18 protein-coding genes are annotated in these 21,626 nt (G+C 56.9%); 7 read left to right on the plus strand and 11 right to left on the minus strand.

All coding sequences use genetic code 11. The features are described 5' to 3' along the window. Window position 1: 1 nt before the first annotated feature. The 3 genes from DYU11_RS22140 to DYU11_RS22150 all read right to left on the minus strand — a co-directional run bounded on the left by DYU11_RS22140 (window position 2) and on the right by DYU11_RS22150 (window position 4,256). Window positions 2-2,143, minus strand: a complete 2,142-nt coding sequence (locus DYU11_RS22140) for a vWA domain-containing protein (protein WP_119669900.1) — start codon at window positions 2,141-2,143, stop codon at window positions 2-4. Between the two features lie 110 nt (window positions 2,144-2,253). Then, a complete protein-coding gene (gene fabG, locus DYU11_RS22145) occupies window positions 2,254-3,000 on the minus strand; it encodes a 3-oxoacyl-[acyl-carrier-protein] reductase (protein ID WP_119669901.1) in 747 nt (248 codons plus the stop codon). Between the two features lie 95 nt (window positions 3,001-3,095). Continuing rightward, window positions 3,096-4,256, minus strand: coding sequence for a hypothetical protein (locus tag DYU11_RS22150; protein ID WP_119669902.1), 1,161 nt, complete (start codon window positions 4,254-4,256; stop codon window positions 3,096-3,098). A gap of 158 nt (window positions 4,257-4,414) precedes the next feature. Between DYU11_RS22150 and DYU11_RS22155 the strand changes: the two genes are divergently transcribed. The 5 genes from DYU11_RS22155 to DYU11_RS22170 all read left to right on the plus strand — a co-directional run bounded on the left by DYU11_RS22155 (window position 4,415) and on the right by DYU11_RS22170 (window position 7,846). Beyond that, a complete protein-coding gene (locus DYU11_RS22155) occupies window positions 4,415-5,176 on the plus strand; it encodes a phosphatidylinositol-specific phospholipase C/glycerophosphodiester phosphodiesterase family protein (protein WP_119669903.1) in 762 nt (253 codons plus the stop codon). 332 nt (window positions 5,177-5,508) lie between these two features. Then, entirely contained in the window at window positions 5,509-5,664 is a 156-nt protein-coding gene (locus DYU11_RS33330; protein ID WP_158600340.1) for a hypothetical protein, read from the plus strand. Window positions 5,665-5,692: 28 nt separating this feature from the next. Continuing rightward, on the plus strand, window positions 5,693-6,556 hold the full coding sequence (locus DYU11_RS22160) for a manganese catalase family protein (RefSeq protein ID WP_119669904.1): 864 nt from the start codon (window positions 5,693-5,695) through the stop codon (window positions 6,554-6,556). Window positions 6,557-6,634: 78 nt separating this feature from the next. Further along, window positions 6,635-6,958, plus strand: coding sequence for a hypothetical protein (locus DYU11_RS22165; protein ID WP_119669905.1), 324 nt, complete (start codon window positions 6,635-6,637; stop codon window positions 6,956-6,958). Between the two features lie 3 nt (window positions 6,959-6,961). Beyond that, window positions 6,962-7,846 carry an isoaspartyl peptidase/L-asparaginase family protein gene (locus DYU11_RS22170; RefSeq protein ID WP_119669906.1) on the plus strand — a complete coding sequence of 295 codons (885 nt, stop codon included), beginning with the start codon at window positions 6,962-6,964 and terminating at the stop codon, window positions 7,844-7,846. A gap of 20 nt (window positions 7,847-7,866) precedes the next feature. On the opposite strand, the gene DYU11_RS22175 is transcribed toward DYU11_RS22170, so the two are convergent. Beyond that, window positions 7,867-8,706, minus strand: a complete 840-nt coding sequence (locus tag DYU11_RS22175) for a cyanophycinase (RefSeq protein WP_119669907.1) — start codon at window positions 8,704-8,706, stop codon at window positions 7,867-7,869. Between the two features lie 155 nt (window positions 8,707-8,861). Continuing rightward, the gene (locus DYU11_RS22180; protein WP_229365979.1) at window positions 8,862-9,329 is read right to left on the minus strand and encodes a response regulator; all 468 of its coding nucleotides are present in this window, start codon (window positions 9,327-9,329) and stop codon (window positions 8,862-8,864) included. Window positions 9,330-9,567: 238 nt separating this feature from the next. Here DYU11_RS22180 and DYU11_RS22185 point away from each other — a divergent pair, with 238 nt between their 5' ends. After that, complete coding sequence (locus DYU11_RS22185) at window positions 9,568-10,440, plus strand: cyanophycinase (protein ID WP_119669909.1); 873 nt, start codon at window positions 9,568-9,570, stop codon at window positions 10,438-10,440. Window positions 10,441-10,498: 58 nt separating this feature from the next. Here the strand turns inward: DYU11_RS22185 and DYU11_RS22190 are convergent, their stop codons facing one another. The 3 genes from DYU11_RS22190 to cphA all read right to left on the minus strand — a co-directional run bounded on the left by DYU11_RS22190 (window position 10,499) and on the right by cphA (window position 17,735). Beyond that, the gene (locus tag DYU11_RS22190) at window positions 10,499-12,133 is read right to left on the minus strand and encodes a glycoside hydrolase family 31 protein (RefSeq protein ID WP_119669910.1); all 1,635 of its coding nucleotides are present in this window, start codon (window positions 12,131-12,133) and stop codon (window positions 10,499-10,501) included. A gap of 52 nt (window positions 12,134-12,185) precedes the next feature. Next, the gene (locus DYU11_RS22195; protein ID WP_119669911.1) at window positions 12,186-14,564 is read right to left on the minus strand and encodes a hypothetical protein; all 2,379 of its coding nucleotides are present in this window, start codon (window positions 14,562-14,564) and stop codon (window positions 12,186-12,188) included. 525 nt (window positions 14,565-15,089) lie between these two features. Further along, the gene (cphA, locus tag DYU11_RS22200) at window positions 15,090-17,735 is read right to left on the minus strand and encodes a cyanophycin synthetase (RefSeq protein ID WP_119669912.1); all 2,646 of its coding nucleotides are present in this window, start codon (window positions 17,733-17,735) and stop codon (window positions 15,090-15,092) included. A gap of 362 nt (window positions 17,736-18,097) precedes the next feature. On the opposite strand from cphA, the gene DYU11_RS22205 reads away from it, so the two are divergent. Continuing rightward, window positions 18,098-18,583: a hypothetical protein gene (locus tag DYU11_RS22205; RefSeq protein WP_119669913.1), complete on the plus strand. Its 486-nt coding sequence runs from the start codon at window positions 18,098-18,100 to the stop codon at window positions 18,581-18,583. A 152-nt stretch (window positions 18,584-18,735) separates the two neighbouring features. On the opposite strand, the gene DYU11_RS22210 is transcribed toward DYU11_RS22205, so the two are convergent. From DYU11_RS22210 to DYU11_RS22220, 3 genes are read right to left on the minus strand one after another with little or no spacing between them, the layout of a single operon-like run. Then, window positions 18,736-18,984, minus strand: coding sequence for a hypothetical protein (locus DYU11_RS22210; RefSeq protein ID WP_119669914.1), 249 nt, complete (start codon window positions 18,982-18,984; stop codon window positions 18,736-18,738). Window positions 18,985-18,997: 13 nt separating this feature from the next. Then, window positions 18,998-20,326, minus strand: a complete 1,329-nt coding sequence (locus DYU11_RS22215; RefSeq protein ID WP_119669915.1) for a family 1 glycosylhydrolase — start codon at window positions 20,324-20,326, stop codon at window positions 18,998-19,000. A gap of 4 nt (window positions 20,327-20,330) precedes the next feature. Then, the gene (locus DYU11_RS22220; RefSeq protein ID WP_119669916.1) at window positions 20,331-21,533 is read right to left on the minus strand and encodes a glycosyltransferase family protein; all 1,203 of its coding nucleotides are present in this window, start codon (window positions 21,531-21,533) and stop codon (window positions 20,331-20,333) included. Window positions 21,534-21,626: the final 93 nt, after the last annotated feature.

A 21,626-nucleotide genomic window follows, 5' to 3' on the forward strand; every position in this document is an offset into this window, starting at 1 on the left:
CTTAATAGCCGCCATAGAACTTCCGCAGGCCCCACTCAATGGCGGCCAGCGTCAGCACAACGAAGAACAGCCAGCGCCAGTTGATGATCTCGTCCATCTCTTCGGTGCTGCTCAGCCGGGCCGGGCGCGACCGGGAGGTAAGGTCGTTCACCAGATTATCAACCTGGGCGGTCGTGTAGAATTGGCCACCCGTCTGGCCCGACAACTGCCGCAGCAGGCCGTGGTCGGCGGTGGTGTTGAGCGCTTCGAGCTGCAGGTCGCGCACAATGAACTGCCCCGCCGACTGCTCCGTGCGGTTATTCACCGACGTACTGGCCCGGTAGCGATACGCGCCTTCGGGCAGGCGGCTGATCTCGAAGCGGGTGTTGGCGGCCGTGGGGGTGTAGTTGTACGACCGCGTCAGGCCTTTCTCGTCGGTGATTTCGAGTCGCACCGGCCGGTCGTACACCCGTTCGTAAATGTCGTTGTACAGCTCGGTTTCGAACACCACCTTTTCGCCGGCGATGAATTCGTTCCGTACCGGATACACCCGCAGTTTGCGCCGGTCTTCCTTCACCGAAATCAACTGAATGATTTTCTGCATCAGCTCGTCAACCACCTCCTGCTTGTCCGTCAGCGCGTATTCCTCCAGTCGCCAGCCCCAGATGCCCTCACCCGCCAGTACGGCCGCTTTACGCGGACCCGTTACGTTGACCGCCAGCAACGGCTTGGTCGTGCGGACATTCCCGACCTGTTGCCAAAGCACCACCTCACTGCCCGGCTGTAGTTTAAACTCGCCATAAGGCACCAGCATCGGGGGAAACTTCTCCAAAATCTCGATCCGGGCCGGATCCAGGTTCAGCTGCCGAAAATCCGGGTTGAACAGCCCCGTCACCTTATCGTTCTGGTTCGGCTGGGCCGTTACCTGCATGACCGGATTCGAGGTGTTGAACGGCCCGAGCGACGACTGATTCCCCAGCACAAACAGCACCGGGGTGTTCTTGGCGAACAGACGCTGCAAGACCGGACTACCAACCCCGCCGTTGTCGGGAATCTGGTGGGCAATGATCAGGTCGTAGGTTTTATCGGTAGGGACCGTAGCAGCGGCCGCGTCGGTAGCCCCCGTCAGTACGCGAACGTCTACTTCATAATTCTGATTTTTTTCGAGGATGCTCCGCAGCGCTTTCACGTCGGGGTGGGGCGTCAGGGCCAGCAGCAGCACTTTCTCTTTGCCGTCGATCACGTCGAGGTACACATCCTGCCGGTTGTTGCGGGTACTGAACTCACCCGGCTGGGGCAGCACCTCGACGACGTAGTGCTGAACGCCCTTCTGCGCGGCTGTTGTCTGGAACGTCACCTGACTAAAGCCCTGGTTGCGGTTCAGGTTAGCCGTTTGCCGACCCAGTTCGCGGCCGTTCTGCCGGAGCACGACCGTGGCCGTGCCGCCCTGAAACCCGTTACTGACGACCTCGGCCTGAATCGGAAACTGGTTACCGAGGTAGGCAATGCGGTTGGCGATAACGGCCTTGAGCTGTACGTCCCGCTTGGGCACCGTATCGCCCAGCCCAACCGTCTGCACGGCAAACGGGTACTGCCCGAACGTCGGCGACAGCCCCTGGTTGAAGATACCATCAGAAACCAGCACGACGTCGGTCAGGTTACGACCCTCGTAGTCGGAGCGAATGCCGGCCAGCAGCGACGACAGATCAGTGCCCCGGCGGGTAAACGGAATCTGCGTCAGGTCGGCGTCGGTTACCGTATCGCCCAGCGTCCGTACCGACACCTCCAACCCTTTTTCCGTCAGTTGCTGCCGAAGCGTTTGCAGCGCTTCCAGCGACCGGTTCAGGGCCGGGCGACCAGCCGCGGCCACTGACTCCGAGTTATCGACCGCCAGCACGACCTTCGGTTTTTCGGTCATCGTCCGGATGCTTCGGATCAGGGGGTTCAGCAGCAGAAAACAAATCAGGCTCACGACCACGAACCGAAGAGCCGCCAGGGCGTAGGTCGTGGTTCGGTCGAACCCGCCCACCGGGCCGGACGTACTACCACCGACGCGCGACGGCCGTAACAGCGGAAGACGTTGGTACATCAGAGCCGCATAAGCCGCCCCTACCAGCAAACAAACCAGAATCCACCACGGGGAGGATTGGAAAATGACGTTCATAAGTTAGGGGGAGGAGAGGAGGAAAGGGAGGAAGGGGAGAAAGGGGAATGACTTGCGCCAGCATCCATCCCTTTTCTCCCTTTCTTCCCTCTCCTCCCTTTCCTCCTTTTTTACGTTAACATTCCTCCGTCGACCTGCAGCACCTGTCCGGTGATGTAGCGCGAGAGGTCGGATGCCAGGAACACGGCGCAATCGGCCACCTCGTCGGGCTGCCCCCCGCGTTTCATCGGGATGGCCTGCTTCCAGTCTTCCAGGGCTTTTTCATTCAGTTCGCCGGTCATTTCGGTTTCGATGAAGCCCGGAGCAATCGCGTTCGAGCGAATGTTCCGTGAGCCCAGTTCGAGCGCGACCGACTTGGTAAAACCAATTATCCCCGCCTTCGATGCAGCGTAGTTGGCCTGCCCGGCATTACCGCGCAGCCCCACCACTGAAGTCAGGTTAATGATTGAGCCGGATTTCGCCTTCATCATCGGCTTGATGGCCGCTTTCGTCAGGTTAAAGACCGACTTTAAATTAACGTTAATTACGGCGTCCCATTGTTCCTCCGACATCCGCATCAGCAAACCATCTTTGGTAATACCGGCGTTGTTGATCAGAATGTCGAGTTTACCAAAATCGGCGACGACCTGATTCACCAGATCCTCGGCGGCTTTATGGTCGGAGGCATCGGACCGATAGCCTTTCACCGACCCGCCGAACGCCCGGAGTTCTTCTTCCAGAGCCTGGCCTTTCTCAACGCTCGACAGATAGGTAAACGCCACGGCGGCTCCTTCCTGGGCAAATCGCAGCGCCATAGCCCGGCCAATACCGCGCGACGCGCCCGTAATCAACGCTACTTTTCCTTTTACTAAATCCATGTGGTAAATGAAGCCCGACTGATACGGCGGGTGGTTATAACGAACAATCAGGCCAAAAATAGCGGTTTAGGGGCAAACGGCAAGGTAGCCCACCGCTACTTAAAGACATACCGTATGGCAAAGTTACCCGTCAGGCCGGCGGTTATGCTGGCATTCCACACCTTGTTTGGTCCGTTCGTATCCGCAAAGTTTACGGAAGCACTCCCCAGCGAAGTTTCCACGATGAACCGCTGCCCGGCCATGTAGGCTAGTCCAGCACTGACGCCGGCCCCGTAGCTGTTGAGGGCGTCGGTGTCGTCAGCCAGATTCAGGTACGCGTACGACGCATTCACGCGTGTGTATGGGGTTAGCCGCGTTGAGGTCCAGTACTGCTGGTAGTAAGGCGAAACCCCGACCGACCAGGCATGACCGGTTTCGTTGAGCAATTCTGAGCGGAACGAAATCCACGTCAGGGGTACGCTGATACCGAGCAGTTTGTTTTTTCCGATGAAATAACCCATCGATGGACTGAGCGAATACGTTGTGCTGGAGAACCGGGCCGTTTGGCGGATGGCGGTCTGGTACTGGTCGGCCGACTGATTACTAACCGCAAAGCTCCCTTCCACCAGCCAGCGCCCCGCGTCCGTTTGTGAATTGGCTCGTTCCCGCTGCCGACCGGTCTGCCGCCCGGGGCCCGTCCAGTACACCAGTCCGGCGTCGAGTCCCGCGGTGTTGAACGGCATGGAATTGGTGCTGGCCGCAAGCTGCAGGGCCAGCCGGTTGGTGAAGAAGTACGTTAATCCGGCCTCCAGACGGGGACTGAACGCTACACTTCGGGACCGGTTTTCAATCGACGTTACCTGTGTGCCGCTCGATTCCAGACTGATCTGTCGCACCCCGCCAACGGCCACGGACAACCCCGCGCCGGCAAACACATAGCCGGTCGTAAACTTCCAGTACCGGCGCACAAACGGGGTCGTGGTGACAGTCAGCGAATTGTCCCGGGTGGTAAACGACCTGCCCAACAGACGCTGATCCTGTTTTATGAACCCGGCGGTAGCTCCGACCGACAGGCCCGCCAGCCAGTTGTCGGCCACGAATCGGCCAACCGTCAGATTAACAGCGGGCCGCCAGCCGATTACCGGCTCATCGGTTGACTCCGTTTGGCCGGAGTTTATCGAAACCGTTCCGGTCAGAATCCCATTTCCTTTTTCAATTTGTGCGTGAAGTAAGCCGCCCCAAAGCAGCAGGGCCATTGTGAATACCTGTTTTTTCATAAAGTTGATCCTGAAACATCAGCTGGGCAATGTATTATTTTTCAGCACTCCAACATATGTAGCACGCCTTAATTTTTACGAAGGAAATACCGGGAATTCCAGCACAAGTCAAAACAGTTGAGTAACTTTCCGGCACTCACTCCCATCGACTTTTTGTTATGCTGCGCTCCCTACCTGTTCTTTTCGTCTCGCTCTGGCTGACCATCTCCGTGGCTGCGGGTCAGAAAATTCACGCCCACAATGACTACGCGCAGGCTCAGCCGTTTGTGAATGCCTATGAGCAACGCGCCGACTTTATTGAAGCGGATGTATGGCTGCGCGACGGCGTGCTGGTTGTTGCGCATGACAAAAACCAGGTTGCCACCGCCCCCACCCTCGATTCGCTGTACATAAAACCCATCGTCCGGCGGTTTCAGCAGTACAAAGAACGCGTCAGCCCTGAACGCGACTACACATTTGCCCTGATGATCGACGTGAAGGATGAAGCAGCCGAGGTGATGCCCAAACTAATTGCGTTGCTGCAGGAAACCATGGTTTGCTTTAACCGACAGGTCAATCCGCTGGCCGTTCAGGTGATTGTCAGCGGCAACCGACCCAAAGTAGAGACCTATCTCGATTACCCGGCGTTTATCCAGTTCGACGGACGCCCCAACGAAATCTACGACACCGAAACCCTGCGGCACGTAGCACTGGTCAGCGATAGTTTTCGCAGCTACTCCCGCTGGGACGGCAACGGCGACCTCTCCGACGAAGACCGGGCCAAACTGAAGCGGGTTATCAAGCGGGCCCACAACGACGGTAAACCCATCCGGTTCTGGGCCATCCCCGATACGCCCAACGCCTGGAAACAGCTCAAACGACTGGGCGTCGACATCATCAATACCGATAAGGTCGCCGAAGCTGTACAGGCCATGCGGTAATGGCGCGCTGTTGAGTTAATCGGAACCGTTTACACGTTGTCACGTACGTACCGCCCCCGAACAAACGTCGGGCGGCTCCCTCCCCATTGCCTCACTAATTCCGGGTCAACCGGCCCCCTCTTTATCACTTCCCTGTTAAACCCTGACCTGAGCAAGGCATACACGTACTGCCCATTAGCAGAAACTGTACGGACATTGTGAACGAGTGCCAGGGGTTATAGTGTGTAGTAATAGCCGCAAAGCTACCTGGCCGACAGGATCGTTGGCCGGGTAGACTTTGTTTACCCCAGCCAGGTGGTACAATACGGTTAACGATTTAAATCTGGTTACGCGTGGAAGGATTACTGCTACTCATTCTCAATACGTTGCTTGGCCTTCTGACCGCTGTGATTGTATTAAAAGGGGTGGTTGTTGCCATCGAGCAGCGGCAGGCCGTTCGGAAAAAACTTGAGAAAAAACGAAACAAAAGCCGGCTTAAAACCAATTAAGTCTGTGTTCACATAATCTATTTACTCTATGTTCTATCACGACAAAAAACTCCAGTACAAGGTGCGGGTCGAAAAGCCGAATCCGCAATTCGCACGGGCGCTTCAGCAAGCCATCGGTGGTATAGAAGGCGAGATTCGGGTTTGTCTGCAGTATTTGTTCCAGGCCTGGAATTCGCGTGGGCCGCAGCGGTATCGGGATATGCTGCTGGATACGGGCACTGAAGAAATGGCGCACATCGAAATGCTGGTAACGGCCGTAGCGCTGAACCTCGAAGGAGCGTCGAGCGGTCTGGTAGATGAGATTATCGGCAACAACACCATGATGAAGGAGGTAATGGGCGGCATGGATCCTCGACATTTTTTGTCGGGTGGCCTTGGGGCGATGGCGGCCGATGCAAACGGCGTACCGTTCAACGGATCGTGGGTGGTTAGTTCCGGCAACATTGCCGCCGACATGTATGCCAACGTTATGGCCGAATCGACCGGTCGGGTGCTGGCAACGCGGCTGTATGAGCTGACCGACGATGCCGGAATGAAAGACATGCTGTCGTTTCTGATTGCCCGCGATACGATGCACCAGAATCAATGGCTGGCCGTGCTGGAAGAACTGGGCCACGGCGATATGCGCAACGTTCACCCGATTCCCAACAGCTTCCCGCAGGACAAGGAAGCCAAGGAATTCAGCTACGTCTTCGTCAACACCAACGTCGATCCGGACGAACCATCGATCGGGCAGAACCGGCGCTGGACCCAGGGCCAGTCGATCGATGGCAAGTCGCAGTTCCGCGAGGAAAAAGCGAAGCCGTACGGTCAGGAGCCAAAGCTGGGCCCACCGGCTGCCGAAGGCCACGCGCAGGTTGAGCAGCTTCAGCAGGCCGGCGAAAAAGTATAAATCAGTTTTTGTTAAAAAACCCACCTCCTTCATCGGTCATCGTTCGGTTGAGGAGGTGGGTTTTTACATCGACCCGTTATGATCAGACCAGTCAGTTATCAACTATCGCCCGATTCGGACGAGACCGGTATCAACCGCGACTCTTACAAAGAATACCCGACCGACGACGAGCCCGTTGACTCCTCCTATGCCGAAAGCCCTGATCCTGATGAGTCGGGCAAGGTGCTTTATCCCGGCAGCCACGCCGACAACTACGATCCGGAGCATACGCCCGACCGGAACGTACCTGACGATGGACCCAGTGGCGAAAACACCACAAACGGCGGTGAACGGGGTGGCGGTCTCTGGACCAGTGGCGGTACAGTGACGAGCGGCTCCGGCTATAACGATGACGATGTGTAGCCAATGTTCGTTATTGCCATACACGGCGGAGCCAAATCCCTTACCCCTTCTGAGCTTACGCCCGGTCAGGAACAGGCGTACCGACAAGGCCTTGAAGCGGCTCTGAACGCCGGTTGCAATGTACTGCTCAACGGCGGCACCGCACTCGACGCCGTTGAGCAGGCGATAATTGCCCTGGAGGATAACGACCTGTTCAACGCCGGAAAAGGAGCGGCCTTCACCAGCAACGAAACGAATGAGCTGCAAGCCGCCATCATGGACGGTCAGACGCTGGAAGCGGGGGCCGTTGCCGGGCTGCGGAACATCCGTAACCCCATCGCCCTGGCCCGGAGCGTTCTGGATGCATCAGAACACGTATTTCTGATTGGCGACGGTGCCGAAGCCTTTGCCCGGGCGCAGGGGCTACCGTTCGAACCCGACGAGTACTTCTTTGCGCAGACCAGCTACGATGAACTAAAGCACCAGCTGCCAACGAAAAGTAAGGGCACCGTTGGGGCGGTGGCGCTGGATCAGCACGGCAATCTGGCCGCAGCTACGTCGACGGGCGGCCTGACCGGACAGCTGCCCGGCCGCGTGGGCGACAGTCCGCTCGTTGGAGCCGGCACGTACGCCAGCAATTCAACCTGCGCCGTATCCTGCACTGGCGACGGCGAGTACATGATCCGGCGTGTGGCGGCCTACGACGTTTCCTGCCTGATTGAATACAGCGGTCTGTCGCTGCACGATGCCTGCGGGCGCGTCGTTTTCGACAAACTAAAACACCTCGGTGGCGAAGGGGGGCTGATTGCCCTGAACCGCGCCGGAGAGGTAGCCCTTCCCTTCAATTCTTCCTGCATGCTCCGGGGCTGGCGCAACGACGCCGGCAACGGCGAAACCAGTATTTTCTAAGTCCCGGCCAGGACAGGGATTTACGAAAACGTTTTGTTCCGGAGGGTGAAGTTATTGCCGTGAATGAGTACGTGCACGAGCATATTCTCGATAAAAATGTCGTGTTTCTCCTGCGCTACGGTCAGGTTGGCATCCTGCAGGCTCCGGCCGTCGATAATCGTTACCAGCCCCGAGCCGATGGTTTCGAGCTGATTGCCGTTCCGGATAATCACACCCGTATCCTCTTCGAGGCCGATGCCGATGTGGGTAGGATTATTGGCCACGGCTACGGCCAGCCGCCGGAAGCGTCCCCGTACGAGAAAGTGCGTATCGATAATGACATCATGCACCAGACAAAGACCCGGAAACAGCCGCACTTCAGGCGTAAGCCCCTTTTTACGCAGGCTGGGGTAAATCATCAGGTCTGACATGGCCATGGCTCCGGCGCTGGTTCCGGCAATGATAAAGTGATCGTTGACGTACCGCTCGTGAATGAGCCGGGCAAACATGGTATCGCGGAACACCGTGGTTAGCTGCAACTGATCGCCCCCGGAAAACATAACGCAGCCCGCCCGGGCAATCCGATCCAGAATTTTCCTATCGTCGGCTTCCTGGGGTGAAGCAACGTGCATTACCTTCACTTTTTTGTGCCCCAGTTTCCGGAACGCTTTCACGTAATCTTTGCCCACTTTATCGGGAATGCTCGAAGCCGTAGTAATTACTTCAATGGGGGCATCAGGATTGTTTGTTTCGGTCAGCACACGGTACAGAATGCCCGATGTCACAAAATCGTGGGGTGTATCCTGAACGTGCAGCGTTTTTTTCTTGATGCCTTTGTCTTCGTTTCCTCCAATCGCAATTAGTGTTCCGTGAATGGTCATACCAGCCGCTTAAGTTGAAAGTATCGGTAAAACTAATGCGGGGGGCCATAGGTTACCGGACGCCGGTCAAAGTTCGTAAGCCGACCCGCTGCAAACGGATCCGAGCCGTAGACGAATCTGCCGAACGTAATTCACGCGACTGAACGTTGGGGAACTTAGAATCGATAATAGGGCGGCATCGTGACGGTATCCCACCAGTAGTGCCGCAATGCTTCAAAATAGGCCTGCCATTCGCCCCGGGTGGCGGGTTTGGTGATGAACGAGTTCGCCCCCAGATCGTAGGTTCGGACGATATCTTCCTCTTCGTCGGAACTGCTGACGACAATGACCGGGAGCCGCTGCCGAAGCGGATGCGCTTTCAGCAGTTGCAGCAACTGCCAGCCATCTTCCCGCCGGGGGAGGTACAGGTCCAGCAGAATGAGCCGGGGGAGTTCGTGCACGGCGCAACCATCGAGATAAGCCAAGGCCTGCGTAACGGAGTTGACGCAATACGTCTGGACATCGGGCAGTTGCCGGCAAGCCAGTCGCTGCATCAGAGCCTCATCATCGGGGTTATCCTCAACGACCAGCATGTACGCCTTGCGTGCCTTGCTACGGCTTATGTCATCAATAGGGATCTGCACGATGAATGAAGTGGGGAAAGTGTTGTTACACGGCAGTAAAAGTCCACAAAGATAGCACTCTACTTACTTTAGCCATACAATGCGCCAGAACAAACCCTGCGCCTTTACCTCATAAATTGCCGGTTGTCATATCCATTCGCAGCTCATTTCAGTTACATCAGGACCACTGGCTTCCAGATCAGTCAGCCGACCGGAAGCTGCGGTTGCATCGTAGACCATTCAGTAGCATAGCGTGTTTATGACAGCACCGAAAGGAAAATTGATACCAATTGGCGGAGGGGAAGCTAAAGGGCCGGGCACTGATGCTACGTCGAGCGAACTCCACCAGACCAACTTCTTCGAATCGGGTATACTTGAAGAGTTTCTAGCCGAAGTAAAAGGTACCGGATCGCGCATTGAAATCATTCCGGCGGCATCCGAGTTGCCGAACGAGATGGGCAGAGAATACCTGGACGCGTTTGGGCGGCTGGGTTGTAAGAACCTGCACGTCATGCACTTCGAGTCGCCCGAAGAGGCCGATAGGGACGAAAACATCAGGCGAATTGAGAAGGCCGACGCGGTGCTGTTCACCGGCGGTGACCAGACGAAGCTGATCGAAACCTTGCAGGATACCCGGCTCCTTCAATGCATCCACGACCGATATCACAACGACAGGTACTTTGTCATTGCCGGAACCAGCGCCGGAGCTGCCGCCATGCCGAAACTGGCAATTAAAGAAGGCAAAAGCGCCGAGTCGCTCATCAAAGGCCTTGTTGAAACCGAAAAAGGCCTCTCGCTACTGCCCAGCGCCGTGATTGACACGCACTTCATGCAGCGGGGCCGCCTGCCGCGCCTGACCGAAGCGCTGCTCCGCAATCCGGGCCTGGTGGGAATTGGGTTATGCATTGATACGGGCGTCGTTATCACCGGCGGCAATAAATTAAAAGCGATTGGCTCGGGCGGAGTGTTCATCGTCGAATTGGATGAGGTCAACGAAACCAACTACCACGAAATCCCTGAACTTGAGCCCGTATACGTTAATAATCTGCGGATCCATATCCTGGCCAATGGTGCGGGATACCAGATCAGGGAACGGTTGTTTACAACCGAAACCGTACAAGAGAAGCGCTAATGCCATCCTTAGCGCTTCTCTTGTACGGAGCCCACTACCGCCTTTTCGAAGCAGTTCATTATTGCCTGGTAAAATACACCAGTCGGTTCAGCGGTACGTCGATGGTGATTGTCTGGCCGCCCTTGTGCTTCTTATTCAGGTCGTCTACCCAGTTGCCTTTGGGTAGTTTCAGGGTGCGGATGGCCGCGGTTCCGGTGGCTACCTTATCCACGACCGGAGCCACCAGATACCGGTCGCCCAGCATGTACTGATTACTGATGCCCTCAAAGCCCTCGCCGGGAAACGCGTATTCCATGTGGCGCACAATCGGTTCGCCGTCTTTAGCGGCCTGCTGAGCCAGGGAGTAGATGTAATCGCCCATGCGGGCATGCAGCAGAGCCGCCTGCCGAACAATACCCAGGTGAGTAGAATCCAGTACGCGCCAGGGAGCCACCGAAAACTGCATCATGGGCATAAGCGCCTGCACCTGGGCCGACCGGATCAGCAGTGCCTGATCGAACTTGCCGTAGTCGATGTTTTCGAAGGTTTGAATCAGTCCCCCGCCAATCAGATCCGGGCAGGTGAATGGGTGGCCGATCAGCCCGGCCGAAATCATATCGGGCACCAGCAGCTTCAGTTCGTCCCAGGAATAGCCCTTGTCCTGCAGGCGTTGGGCCAGCGGCTGATTGCCGTTCTTCCAGGCCGCCCGGAACTCATTAAAATCAAACTCGGTGCCCAGCTTCCCGAAAGCCTCGGCCTGTTGCTGGCCGGTTGTGTTGGTGTCGTCGTTGGGGAACACCCGTGAGCCTTTGTGGTAGAAGTCGAAATCGCCCGCGTCGAACTTGAACCCGTCGATACCGTATCGGGTTTGCAGACTCTTCAGCTGCGTCCGCAGCCAGTCCACCGCTACGGGTTTGGTCAGGTCCAGGCAGGCGCTATAGCCATTCCACCACTTAATCAGGGCGGGGGTGCGGTTGTCGGCGCGCAGCACCAGCGCTTTCTGGCGGAGCAGGTGTTTGAACTCCTTGCTGTCGGGGCTGACGAACGGCGTAAGCCACAGCATGACCCTGAAGCCTTTGGTGTGGAGGTAGTCCACCATCCCTTTCGGGTCGGGGAAGGCCACCGGATTAAACTCAAAATTACCGTAGTGGTTGCTCCACTTGTCGTCAATCATGAACACCCCGGTCGGGAAGCCGTTCCGGATCACGTCATCGGCGTACTTAATGATATCCTTCTGGTTCTGCTCCGTTCCCAGCTCAATCCAGGTGTTGTACTGGGGCATTTTGAACATAAGCGGGTTCGGCGTTTTGCCCGATGCCGGAAAGTGTTTGCGCATGGCCGCCAGATAAGCCTCGCGCAGGGTCTTACCGGCCGCTATGGGTTCCATCTGTTCGTGGTCGGAGTACAGCAGCAACGTACCGCCCTTCAGCTCAAACGCAAAGGGCTCGTCGCTCCATACGTAGCGGCCTTTGCTCGACAGCAGCAGCGGAGCCGCCTGGTTGCCCCGGTTATCGACGCGCAGATCCTTCCGTTTTTCGTCGGCCAGGTATGGCTGAAAGGTAATGTCTTTGAAAGGCGTACCGGCAAACGCCTTGGCTGCGTAGGCCCCGTACCACCGCTCCCCGTCGAGGGGCTTCACTTCGGTAGCATGCTTTTCCGCATAACTCATCAGGCAGGGTAACAGGAAGCAGAACAGCAGGATATTCTTTTTCATCGGAGGTTGTATGTTCAGTATTGATAAACAGGAGCTTGCCGTTGGGCAGCGGCTATTCGTTCAGTTTGAAGTAACAGTACAGCGGCCAGGTGTGCGGGTGTGAGCAGTACCCCTGAAAGGCTTTACGCATGTCGGGGATTCTCAACCAGAACTCATACAGGCCTTCCCGCAGCATCGACGAGTTCATCTCGTCGGGCGCTGTCCAGTGGCCGACCCAGTATTGCGGGAAATGCGTAGCGAAATTGGCAAATGAAAACTTCCGCATTAGCCGCCAGCCTTCCGCTTTGTCGAAGTCGGCCAGAGCCGCAACCACCGGGTATTCCAGCGAATACCAGATGCCGCCGTCCTCGCCGTGCGGTCCGTTATCCCAGAATTTCCTCTCCCGGTTGCGCAGGCCGAGTTTTTCCGGCGCACCCAGCTTGCTGTACACGTAGCGGTAGATCTCTTTTTTGCGTTCGGCCGGCAGACTCGGAATCTGCAGCAGGTAGCCCTGTGGTTCCATCGTTACGTCCTCGACGCCAAACCGCAGCTTAGCGTTAAGATACGCGCGGGCCGAAAACGTACGGTTGCCCAGATCGTTCAGATACGCTTTTTCAACGGCATCGTGGTAGTCTTTCATGGCCTTCACGAGGGGCGTTGCCCCGGTGCCGCCTGCCTTGTCCAATTGGGTGATGAGCTTCGGAAACACCGCCAGCACCATAGCCGAGTTCAGATGCGATTCGGCCGACCAGATGTAGCGGTTCGGTGAGTACAGCAGAAAAAACGAATCGCTCCAGTCGGAGTTGAGGATTTTTACCAGCCCATTCGGCCCCACCCCAATCTCGTCACGCAGATACACAAACTGCTTTAGTATCAGGTTCAATACCGTTTCTGTTTTACCGTGTTCGGCTGGGTACAGCTCCACCCGTTCATTCAGGAAACCATAGTCGCGGGTGATGCGCAGGTATTCAGATAAGGTGTTGAACAGAAACAGCTGCTCATCGCTTTCCTTGTAGATGCCCGGTTGTGTGTAGCCGAAGCCGCTATTGCCCCGCTTGACTTCGCCATCGGGTTCGGTGTGCTTCAATACGTACCGCAGGCATGATTTGGCCAGTTCGGGGTTGGTGTAACAGGCGGGTAAAGCCGCCTGCAGATGGTCCCGGTTCGCGATGTTATCGCCGAAATGATAGGAGTATACTGTGCCCTGGGGAATGAAGGTTTCCCGGTAATAGACGCTGTATTTTGCCGAGGCCTCCATCATGTGCGCGTTCCAGAGCATTTCCCGTTTCATCACCTCGTCCTGCTCGGCAGAGAGGTCAGGCAGTCTGGCTTTCCACTGCCGGGCAAACAACCCGTCGGTCTGGGGGTTAAGATCAGCGCCCGCGAAAAGGTCGTTTACCTGCTCCGGTACCGACCTAAAATTCGGTTGGTCGTGCAGACCGATCACCAGTTGAAACAAACGGGTTTCTCCCGGCCGGAGCGTAACGGTAGCTTCGGCCCCTAGTGCGTTCGAATCGGTACGGACGGTGGCGGCTACGGCATCCTTATCTGGTTTGACGGCCATAAACACGGTCGGGGGCGCTACGTCGTACAGATACCGTTCGTTTTCGGCGGGTGCCGACAACAGCGTAGTGGCCTGATGCGACAGGGCAGCGACCGCCCATTGCCTGCTTTTATCAGCCGTGAATCGGGCTTTGTACAGCATAGGGCGCTTGTTACCGGGCGTCATCTGCAGGTTCATCAGGACGTAGTTCACCGGCAGCCGCTCCGTATAGACCAACGTCCGCGCCTGGGAGCCGCCGTTTGTCAGCGCTACAGTTACCACAAACGCCGGGTTACCCGCGTTAATTTTGGGCGAGGGTTTTACCGAAATCGTGCGCGTACAATGCAGACCCGTATCGAGCGCATACGTGTACCGGGCGAAACCGACGCCAAACTGCCGTTGGGTAATGGTGGGGTCGACCGCCATCGATTTCAGCCCCAGCAGGTCTATTTTGCGGGTCTGCCCGCCGTTCTGGATTGACAGGCTGGCTTCGGCCCGGCCGTAGTTGGGTTGCGGGTCATCGGCGTTGATACGTGCCCAGGCCCGTTCGGCAGTGATGAACTGGTACGTACCGCTGACGTGCGGAATCAGGGTCATCCGGTAGTTCCCCAGCAGGAAGTACGGGTCCTCGGGCAGTTGGGCGTCTTTGCCGTCCTTGTCGACGGCCTGAAACGGCAGCCGCCCGGTGTACTTGTAAACGGGCAGTCCCGCCGACGACGAAGCCCATTCGCCAGGCTGGGCTTTGCTGCTTACTGACAGGAGTACGAAGAGCAACGCAAGCCACTTGGAGCGGATCATTACGCTGCGACCGTCGGAACGGGCAACCGGGATTTCATTCATTCCGGCACCGACGCTAACCGGAGCGGGCATTGTGGTATACGAACGAAACGAGAACGTGGTTGACTGCATACGGGTTATGTTCCCTGCGCAGAAGCCTGTGGTTGGATCATGAAACCTTACCGACTGAGGCAGGAGTGGCCTATCGCTTAGAAGACAATACAGCCGCGGCTTCCACTTACAAAGCGTCGGTTTTTGTTCCCAATGGCCACCCAGACCAGTATCAATTTGGCCGCTACCTAATGGATTTACCCGATCAGCCGCCGTAAAAGCCCTGCTCGCGAACGTAGCGCTGGACTAACGGCGTATCGTCGGGGTTCGTACGGAGGCCGGATGAACGAACGGCGAACGTATTGTGGGCGGTCAGGTCAAGAGTGAATGCGAAAGCCGTGAAGCGCCAACCATAGTCTGCTTCCGCGGGCTACGTAGGGCGGGAAAGATGTTCATACACCGGTTTACGGTCAGACAGATTGATCGTTCATGAGTTTATGAAAACCTGACTCGTAAAAAAGCCGCTCCAGTTTAACTTGTAAGCGGCTTTTCTAAGCGACAACTCTACTACATCGAAGCGTCTGCAGATAGACCCGGCCGTGGCCGTCACATCTTGGCTTCTACCTGCATCGGCAATCCGTATTTCTCGTCCAGCTCCTTGAGGGCCTGAATGATCTCTACCGACTTGCTGACTTTTTCGGTCAGGTGAACGATCAGGCAACCCGGCTGGGCGTGGCGAATGGCGTAGTCCAGCGCTTTCAGTTCTTCGGGAATAAATTCGATGGATTTGTCAGGCGCTTCCCCCCGAATGCCCTGACTGACCAGTTCTACGATTTCGTTCGGATGCCGGCCCCGGTAGTCTTCGTCCAGGCGAATGATGATCTTGTCGAACAGCCCGGCAGCAATCCGTCCCAGTTCGATGAGGTCTTCGTCGCGCCGGTCGCCGACCCCCGTCAGCACGCCGGTCTTGCACGTAGCATCGACCTGGTTGATATAAGCCCCGAGTGCCGACAGACCGTGCGGATTGTGCGCGTAGTCGACCAGTACCGAGAACTCGTTGAACCGAAAGAGGTTCATGCGGCCGGGCGTATTTTCAAACGACGGGATGAACGTCCGCAGCCCCTGCGCAATCCGGCTGATCGATACCTGCGTGGCATACGTAGCCAGCGCAGCGGCCAGACTATTCTCGATCATGAACGTAGCGGTGCCGCCGAACGTCAGCGGAATATTGATTACGTGCTCCACGCGAATCCGCTCCGGTCCATCCAGAATGGTGATGTAGCCTTCTTCATAAACGGCCGCCATCCCCCCTTCCCGAACGTGCCGCAGAATCCGGTCACTGTTGGGATTCATACTGAACAGAGCCAGCTTTGACCTGATCCGTTCGCGCATCTGGTACGTGTATTCATTGTCGGCATTCAGTACGGCGTAGCCATCGGTCTTCACCGTTTCGGGAATCACGGCTTTCACTTTGGCCATGTCCTCAACGGTCCGGATGCCGTGCAGGCCGAGGTGGTCGGCCGCTACGTTGGTCACGATACCGACATCGCACTGATCAAACGCCAGGCCGGAGCGCAGCATACCGCCCCGGGCGCACTCCAGTACCGCAAACTCAACCGATGCATCCTTCAGCACTTTACCCGCGCTGATGGGGCCGGTGGTGTCGCCCTGCTCAACCAGATAATCGCCGATGTAGATCCCATCCGTGGTGGTATAGCCCACCCGCGCGCCCGTTTGCCGAACGATGTGAGCGGCTAGTCGCGTGGTGGTGGTTTTTCCGTTGGTGCCCGTAACGGCAATGATCGGAATCCGGCCTTTAGCCTCGTTGGGAAACAGCATCTCGGCTACGTAGTTGCCCACGTCGCGCGGTTTTCCCTCCGACGGGTGGGTGTGCATACGGAAACCGGGACAGGCATTTACTTCGATGACCGCGGCCCCGGACGCTTTCAGCGGGCGCGTAATGTCCTCGGCAATCAGGTCAATGCCGCAGATGTCGAGTCCGATGGCCCGGGCGGCCCGCTCTGCCATGAACGCAATTTCCGGGTGCACGATGTCCGTTACGTCCACCGACGTACCGCCCGTGCTCAGGTTGGCCGTCCGCTTCAGGCAGCACGTCTCCCCTTCCGCAATCACCGACTCCGGCGTCAGGTTTCGGGCAGCCAGAAAGTCAAGGCTGCACTCATCCAGGTTGATTTTTGTCAGCAGATTCAGGTGACCGTCACCGCGCCGGGGGTCTTTGTTGGCCTGCTCCACCAATTCGGCAATGGTTGATTTACCGTCGCCGATCACCTGGGCCGGCACCCGCTCGGCAGCCGCGACGAACTTGTAGTCAATGACCAGCAGGCGGTAATCCTTTCCCCTGGCAAACTGCTCCACAATGACCTTCTGCGAATGGCGCTTTGCCCGGACAAAGGCCGTAAACAACTCCTGTGTGCTCTGGATGCCAGTCGTTACGCCCCGGCCATGGTTGCCGTCCAGGGGTTTCACCACCAGCGGGAAGTCGATTTGCCGAAGCACGGCTTCCAGATCGCGCTCCGATTCGATAACCTCGCCGAACGGCACCGGAATGCTGGCTTCGTCCAGAATTCGCTTGGTTTCGTTCTTGTCGCCGGCCAGGTCGGCTGCCAGCATACTGGTGTGCTCCGTAGCCGTGGTGTTAATCCGCTTTTGCTGCGCTCCGTACCCCAGTTGCACGTAGGAGTCGTTATCCAGCCGGATGTAGGGAATACCCTTCCGCACGCAGGCGTCTACAATAGCCGACGTACTGGGTCCCAGTCGATCCGTTTCGTTGATCCGGCGCAGTTCTTCCAGATCGTGCTGAAGGTCGTAAGGGCGTCCTTCAATCAGCGCTTCGGCGATGGCCACTGCGCACCGGGCTGCGTAGATACCCGCCCGCTCCTGCTGGTAGGCTATCACAACGTTATAGACGCCCGGATCGCCGGTGCCACGCGTGCGGCCAAAGCCGCAGTCCATGCCCGCCAGCGACTGGATTTCGAGCGCAATGTGTTCGATTACGTGACCCATCCACGTACCAGACTTGACACGGAAGAAGAACCCGCCCGGTCGTCCTTCGGAGCACTCGTGGCTGTACAGACTCGGCATCAGTTGCTGAAGCCGCTCGTAAAAACCCGTGATCCGGTTGGTCGGGTAGTCTTCGAGCTGCTCCAGGTCCAGCTTCATAACAACAAGATTAGGGTACCTGATCGACCAGTAGTTTGGTCCGCGAAGGGTACGAATTTCCAGGATTTTCATAGCAGTTGAGCAGATAAGGCAGCAGAACGTAGTAGCGGTACGTTCGCTGATTGTTGAGGTTGAGAGTCGATTGGCTGACCCGGTTAAATCTGGCAGCGCATGATCAAACGTTATCTGTGAAGTTCGTAACTATGGTTTTGTTGTACTAGCGCTTACTCAACGGTAAACCGATTCACTTGTTTTACCGAATTTATCAGCCTCTTAGGGAATGGTCTTTGAAACAATTCAACGTATATGGCAACTAAGAATAAAAATAATATAATTTTTTGTTCAATCGAAAAATAGAGCGCCTATTTACGTAGTTTCTTAGTTAGAGGAAAGCAGCCCGTTTCAGTATTCAGTACCAGGAGCCAACGTTTACCATGAAAACTGTCAATCGGTTAATCATCAGTTGTTTGCTTTTGGCGACCTTCACGAACTGCCAGAAAATCACACCTTTATCACCAAAGGAACTCGATGATAAACTGGAAAACATCACGAGGTGTCAGCCGCCCTCCATTGAAACGAACCTCATCGGTACCTGGCGGTTCGAGGCTACCTACGGTGCAGCCGAAAACTCAGTCAGGTATGGAACGGTTACGTTTGATCAGCAGGGCCGTATGATTGACCCGGATCATCTGTTCGAAGCTGTCGCGCGTGATCACCCAGTACTTAAGAACGAGTACAAAGCCAATGTGCGTAAGAACCTGATTGGCAAGGAAGAAGATTATGTTCAAATAGTTTCAACGACAAGATATGGTACACGCACGTATTATTTCTTGCCGGTGCGTAACGAGTGTAATCTCATCAACCTGGTCGAGAATGGCGGCACCAACAAAGGGAGCGGCATCTACCTGAAGAGACTTTGAAGTGACCCTCTTTCGAACAACTACACCCTGTCAATTTTAGGTTCGTCGATGGCAACCGGGCACCAGGATACCCGCGGTTCAGCCGGGTGGTGTTTTCACGCCGGACACTCTACAGCACGAGCCCCCGGAAACGAACCGACAAGCTGCGGACGTTACACAAACTCACGCCAGTTGATACTGTCGAGGTATGGCGCCAGTTCGCTCGTGCTTTTGAAAGCGTATATGTATTTCAATTCATGATCCCTCCACCAGCTGGCCTCTACGTAGAAGTTGCCCAGGCTGTACAGCATGATGTATTGCCTCCCGTGCATCCGTGGCATCAGGGGTATTCCCGCCTGATACAACACCACACACTGGAGCCTTTTCGACAACTGTTCGTATTCAGACAGGCTGATTGGCATACGCGTTTGACTCTTAAACAACACACAAAATCGGCGGTTTTGCCTGCCACCAGCCGGGGCCTCGCGGCACGAGTGTTTCAACGGATTCCCCGGCAGCCAGCTGCTGCACCATCCGGGTTAGGTCGGTCGGCTCCGGTTTCCCGTCCCGCAGGCAATACACGCCGGGTTCGTACAGATTCTCACAACGGGTCAACATACAATGCCAGTCGTACATCCCAAACACTGCCCACGCTGTAACGGCCTGCACGTCGGCCCCTTCGCAGCGAGCCAGCAGGGCCTGCTGCCAGCTTTCGCCCAGCCATCGCATCTGCTCATCGACGCTGCATCCCAGGTGTGCTTCGGTAACAACCAGCGGGATGTTATACCGCTGCCAGGCCTGCATCAACAGCTTGCCCAGACCCAGCCGCTGCCCGGGTGCCGCCCGGACAACCTCCGTATCGACGTATGCATGCCGTCCGTTCCCGGCATGCTGATGAGCCGGATAAGCCCTGACGTTATCATCCAGGTATCGTTCGCTGGTAACGTAGTGGTTTATGCCAATAACGGATGGAGGACAGGGGTTTTCAACGTGAAACCATAGATTCTGTTCGGATGCACCGGCCCAGCGCAGGTACGACCACATCGGGTGATCGGGCGTTACGTGCCCGCAGAGCAAATCCCAGGTCAGCCACCGGCGGCAGTTTTCAAACTCCGCCTGATAGGCCAGTCTGGACGTACTGTGCGTGTAACCCAGATCATCCGTCTGCACGAGCTGGGCATTGGGCTGCACACACCGAATCTCGCGCATGGCCCGGACCGTCGCCCGGCATTCGCGCAGCAGCAGATCGACAAACAGGCGATCGGAGCTGGCGTGCGGGTACCAATGGCCATATAGTCCCGAAAAGCGGGCCGTTGTCAGTGGTTCGTTGATCGGCGTGTACATCTCGACCCACGGATACCGCTCAGCCACATGCCGGGCGTAGCGGGGAAACTCGCGCTCAAACGCCGACCGTTCGAACGTAGCATAGTGCGGACCGCAGCCGTGATGGACCAGCCCAACCACGGGCCGAATGGAACGCTGCTGTAACACGGCCAGGCGTTCGTCGGACCAGCGCCAGTTCAGGTCGTCGGGCTTAAATGGCGCCGTTCGCTCCCACAACACCGGATAGCGAACGGTTTTCACGCCCAGACGCGCCAGACAGTCCATGTCTTCGGGACGGTGGTGGTGGCCGGTTCGCAGTACCTGATCCTGGTATACCTCGCCAACCCGATTGACGGTGCATTCAATCCCTCCCCACATAGCCAGCGAGGGCTGGCTGCTGGTCCGAAGCTTGTCGGGCCTGCCTGCAAATCGGTTGCTCATGAGTTCATTGCTCAGTTATGATCCCCTGCAACTGTAGCTGCATAAGCCGCTGCATCTGCTCCCACGTATGCTCCCACGACTGTTCCCGCAAAAACGTATCGATCGCGTTCCAGTCGGCATCCGGCTTATTTCGAATCAATTGGTCGATGGTTCTTTCGAACGCAGCCGCTGAATCGGCGATGCCCACCTGCTCCCAGCCACCATACGTCCGCACCACATCCCGGATGGGCGTGGATACCACCGGCAGGCCAGCCGCCAGGTATTCCGGTGTTTTGGTCGGGCTGATGTACCGGGTAGCCGTGTTCATCGCGAAGGGTAGCATGGCCACATCCCAGTTGCTGAAATAAGCCGGCAGCTGTTTGTAGTCCTTCATGCCCAGGTAATGCAGGTTCGGACGCCGGGGCAGCGAATCAGGGCAAATCTTCACCACCGGTCCGAGCAGGATAAACTGCCAGTCCGGTCGTCGCCGGGCCAGTTCGTCCAGTAAGGCCAGATCGAGCCGCTCGTCAATCACCCCACAAAAGCCAGCGCGAACGCCGGAGATGGAGCACTGATCGGCGGGGTCGGGCACCGATTGCCGGGCGGGCCTGAAATGCTCAAAATCGATACAGCTCGGAAAGGCAAACACCCGTGGGTGCCGCTTCTGCTTGGCTTCGAAAAGGCTGTAGCCCCCGGGAAAAACCAGATCGGCCTGCCGGAGAAGCTGCTTTTCCTGATCCAGCAGCAAAGGCGACGCCCCGGCAAACGCCGACAGCTCGTCCATGCAGTCGTAGACCGTCAGCTCCGGCCGCAGGTGATTGCTGAACAGATACGCCATGGGGGTGTAATACCACGCTACGTAGCGGCTGATGCGCGCACCGAGCAGCAGTTCGTCCAGCAGTTGCCGTTGCCGCTCAATGGCGGTCTCCGCGTCGATGCCGTGGGGCAGATGCGGCACCACCACCCGCAGCCGGTCATTGATGACTTTAATCTCCAGTCGATACGCCGTTCCCCATTCCGGTTCTTCAATAAACCAGATTGGCCAGTGGCGGCTGGCCCGGCTCAGGAGGTGCTGCGGACGTTGGTAAACAAAGTTCCAGCGCAGGTGAGAGAAACAAAGCAGGTGCTCCACAACGCCTGACGTTTGTTGCTTACCGTTTGTGGATACCCCTGAAACGCGCGTTGACGACAAGCCAGCGGTACTGGCCGATTCATTCCTGTATGTCATAGCTGAACGCTGAGTAGCCGACTCCCTTGTGCACATGGAGCCGGTGCCGGGTAGATAACCCGAAGGTGCCGGCTGATGGCCTGAGAATGAATC

The sequence above is a fragment of the Fibrisoma montanum genome, assembly GCF_003583365.1.
GTDB classification, from domain to species: domain Bacteria; phylum Bacteroidota; class Bacteroidia; order Cytophagales; family Spirosomataceae; genus Fibrisoma; species Fibrisoma montanum.

Bases quoted from the DNA above. Each gene is read 5' to 3' on its own strand.
- DYU11_RS22220 (WP_119669916.1), bottom strand. From the start codon at position 21,533: ATGACATACAGGAATGAATCGGCCAGTACCGCTGGCTTGTCGTCAACG.
- cphA (WP_119669912.1), bottom strand. From the start codon at position 17,735: ATGAAAATCCTGGAAATTCGTACCCTTCGCGGACCAAACTACTGGTCG.
- DYU11_RS22150 (WP_119669902.1), bottom strand. From the start codon at position 4,256: ATGAAAAAACAGGTATTCACAATGGCCCTGCTGCTTTGGGGCGGCTTA.
- DYU11_RS22210 (WP_119669914.1), bottom strand. From the start codon at position 18,984: ATGCCAATCAGCCTGTCTGAATACGAACAGTTGTCGAAAAGGCTCCAG.
- fabG (WP_119669901.1), bottom strand. From the start codon at position 3,000: ATGGATTTAGTAAAAGGAAAAGTAGCGTTGATTACGGGCGCGTCGCGC.
- DYU11_RS22165 (WP_119669905.1), top strand. From the start codon at position 6,635: ATGATCAGACCAGTCAGTTATCAACTATCGCCCGATTCGGACGAGACC.
- DYU11_RS22195 (WP_119669911.1), bottom strand. From the start codon at position 14,564: ATGCAGTCAACCACGTTCTCGTTTCGTTCGTATACCACAATGCCCGCT.
- DYU11_RS22185 (WP_119669909.1), top strand. From the start codon at position 9,568: ATGACAGCACCGAAAGGAAAATTGATACCAATTGGCGGAGGGGAAGCT.
- DYU11_RS22140 (WP_119669900.1), bottom strand. From the start codon at position 2,143: ATGAACGTCATTTTCCAATCCTCCCCGTGGTGGATTCTGGTTTGTTTG.
- DYU11_RS22205 (WP_119669913.1), top strand. From the start codon at position 18,098: ATGAAAACTGTCAATCGGTTAATCATCAGTTGTTTGCTTTTGGCGACC.
- DYU11_RS22170 (WP_119669906.1), top strand. From the start codon at position 6,962: ATGTTCGTTATTGCCATACACGGCGGAGCCAAATCCCTTACCCCTTCT.
- DYU11_RS22175 (WP_119669907.1), bottom strand. From the start codon at position 8,706: ATGACCATTCACGGAACACTAATTGCGATTGGAGGAAACGAAGACAAA.
- DYU11_RS22190 (WP_119669910.1), bottom strand. From the start codon at position 12,133: ATGAAAAAGAATATCCTGCTGTTCTGCTTCCTGTTACCCTGCCTGATG.
- DYU11_RS22160 (WP_119669904.1), top strand. From the start codon at position 5,693: ATGTTCTATCACGACAAAAAACTCCAGTACAAGGTGCGGGTCGAAAAG.
- DYU11_RS22215 (WP_119669915.1), bottom strand. From the start codon at position 20,326: ATGAGCAACCGATTTGCAGGCAGGCCCGACAAGCTTCGGACCAGCAGC.
- DYU11_RS22155 (WP_119669903.1), top strand. From the start codon at position 4,415: ATGCTGCGCTCCCTACCTGTTCTTTTCGTCTCGCTCTGGCTGACCATC.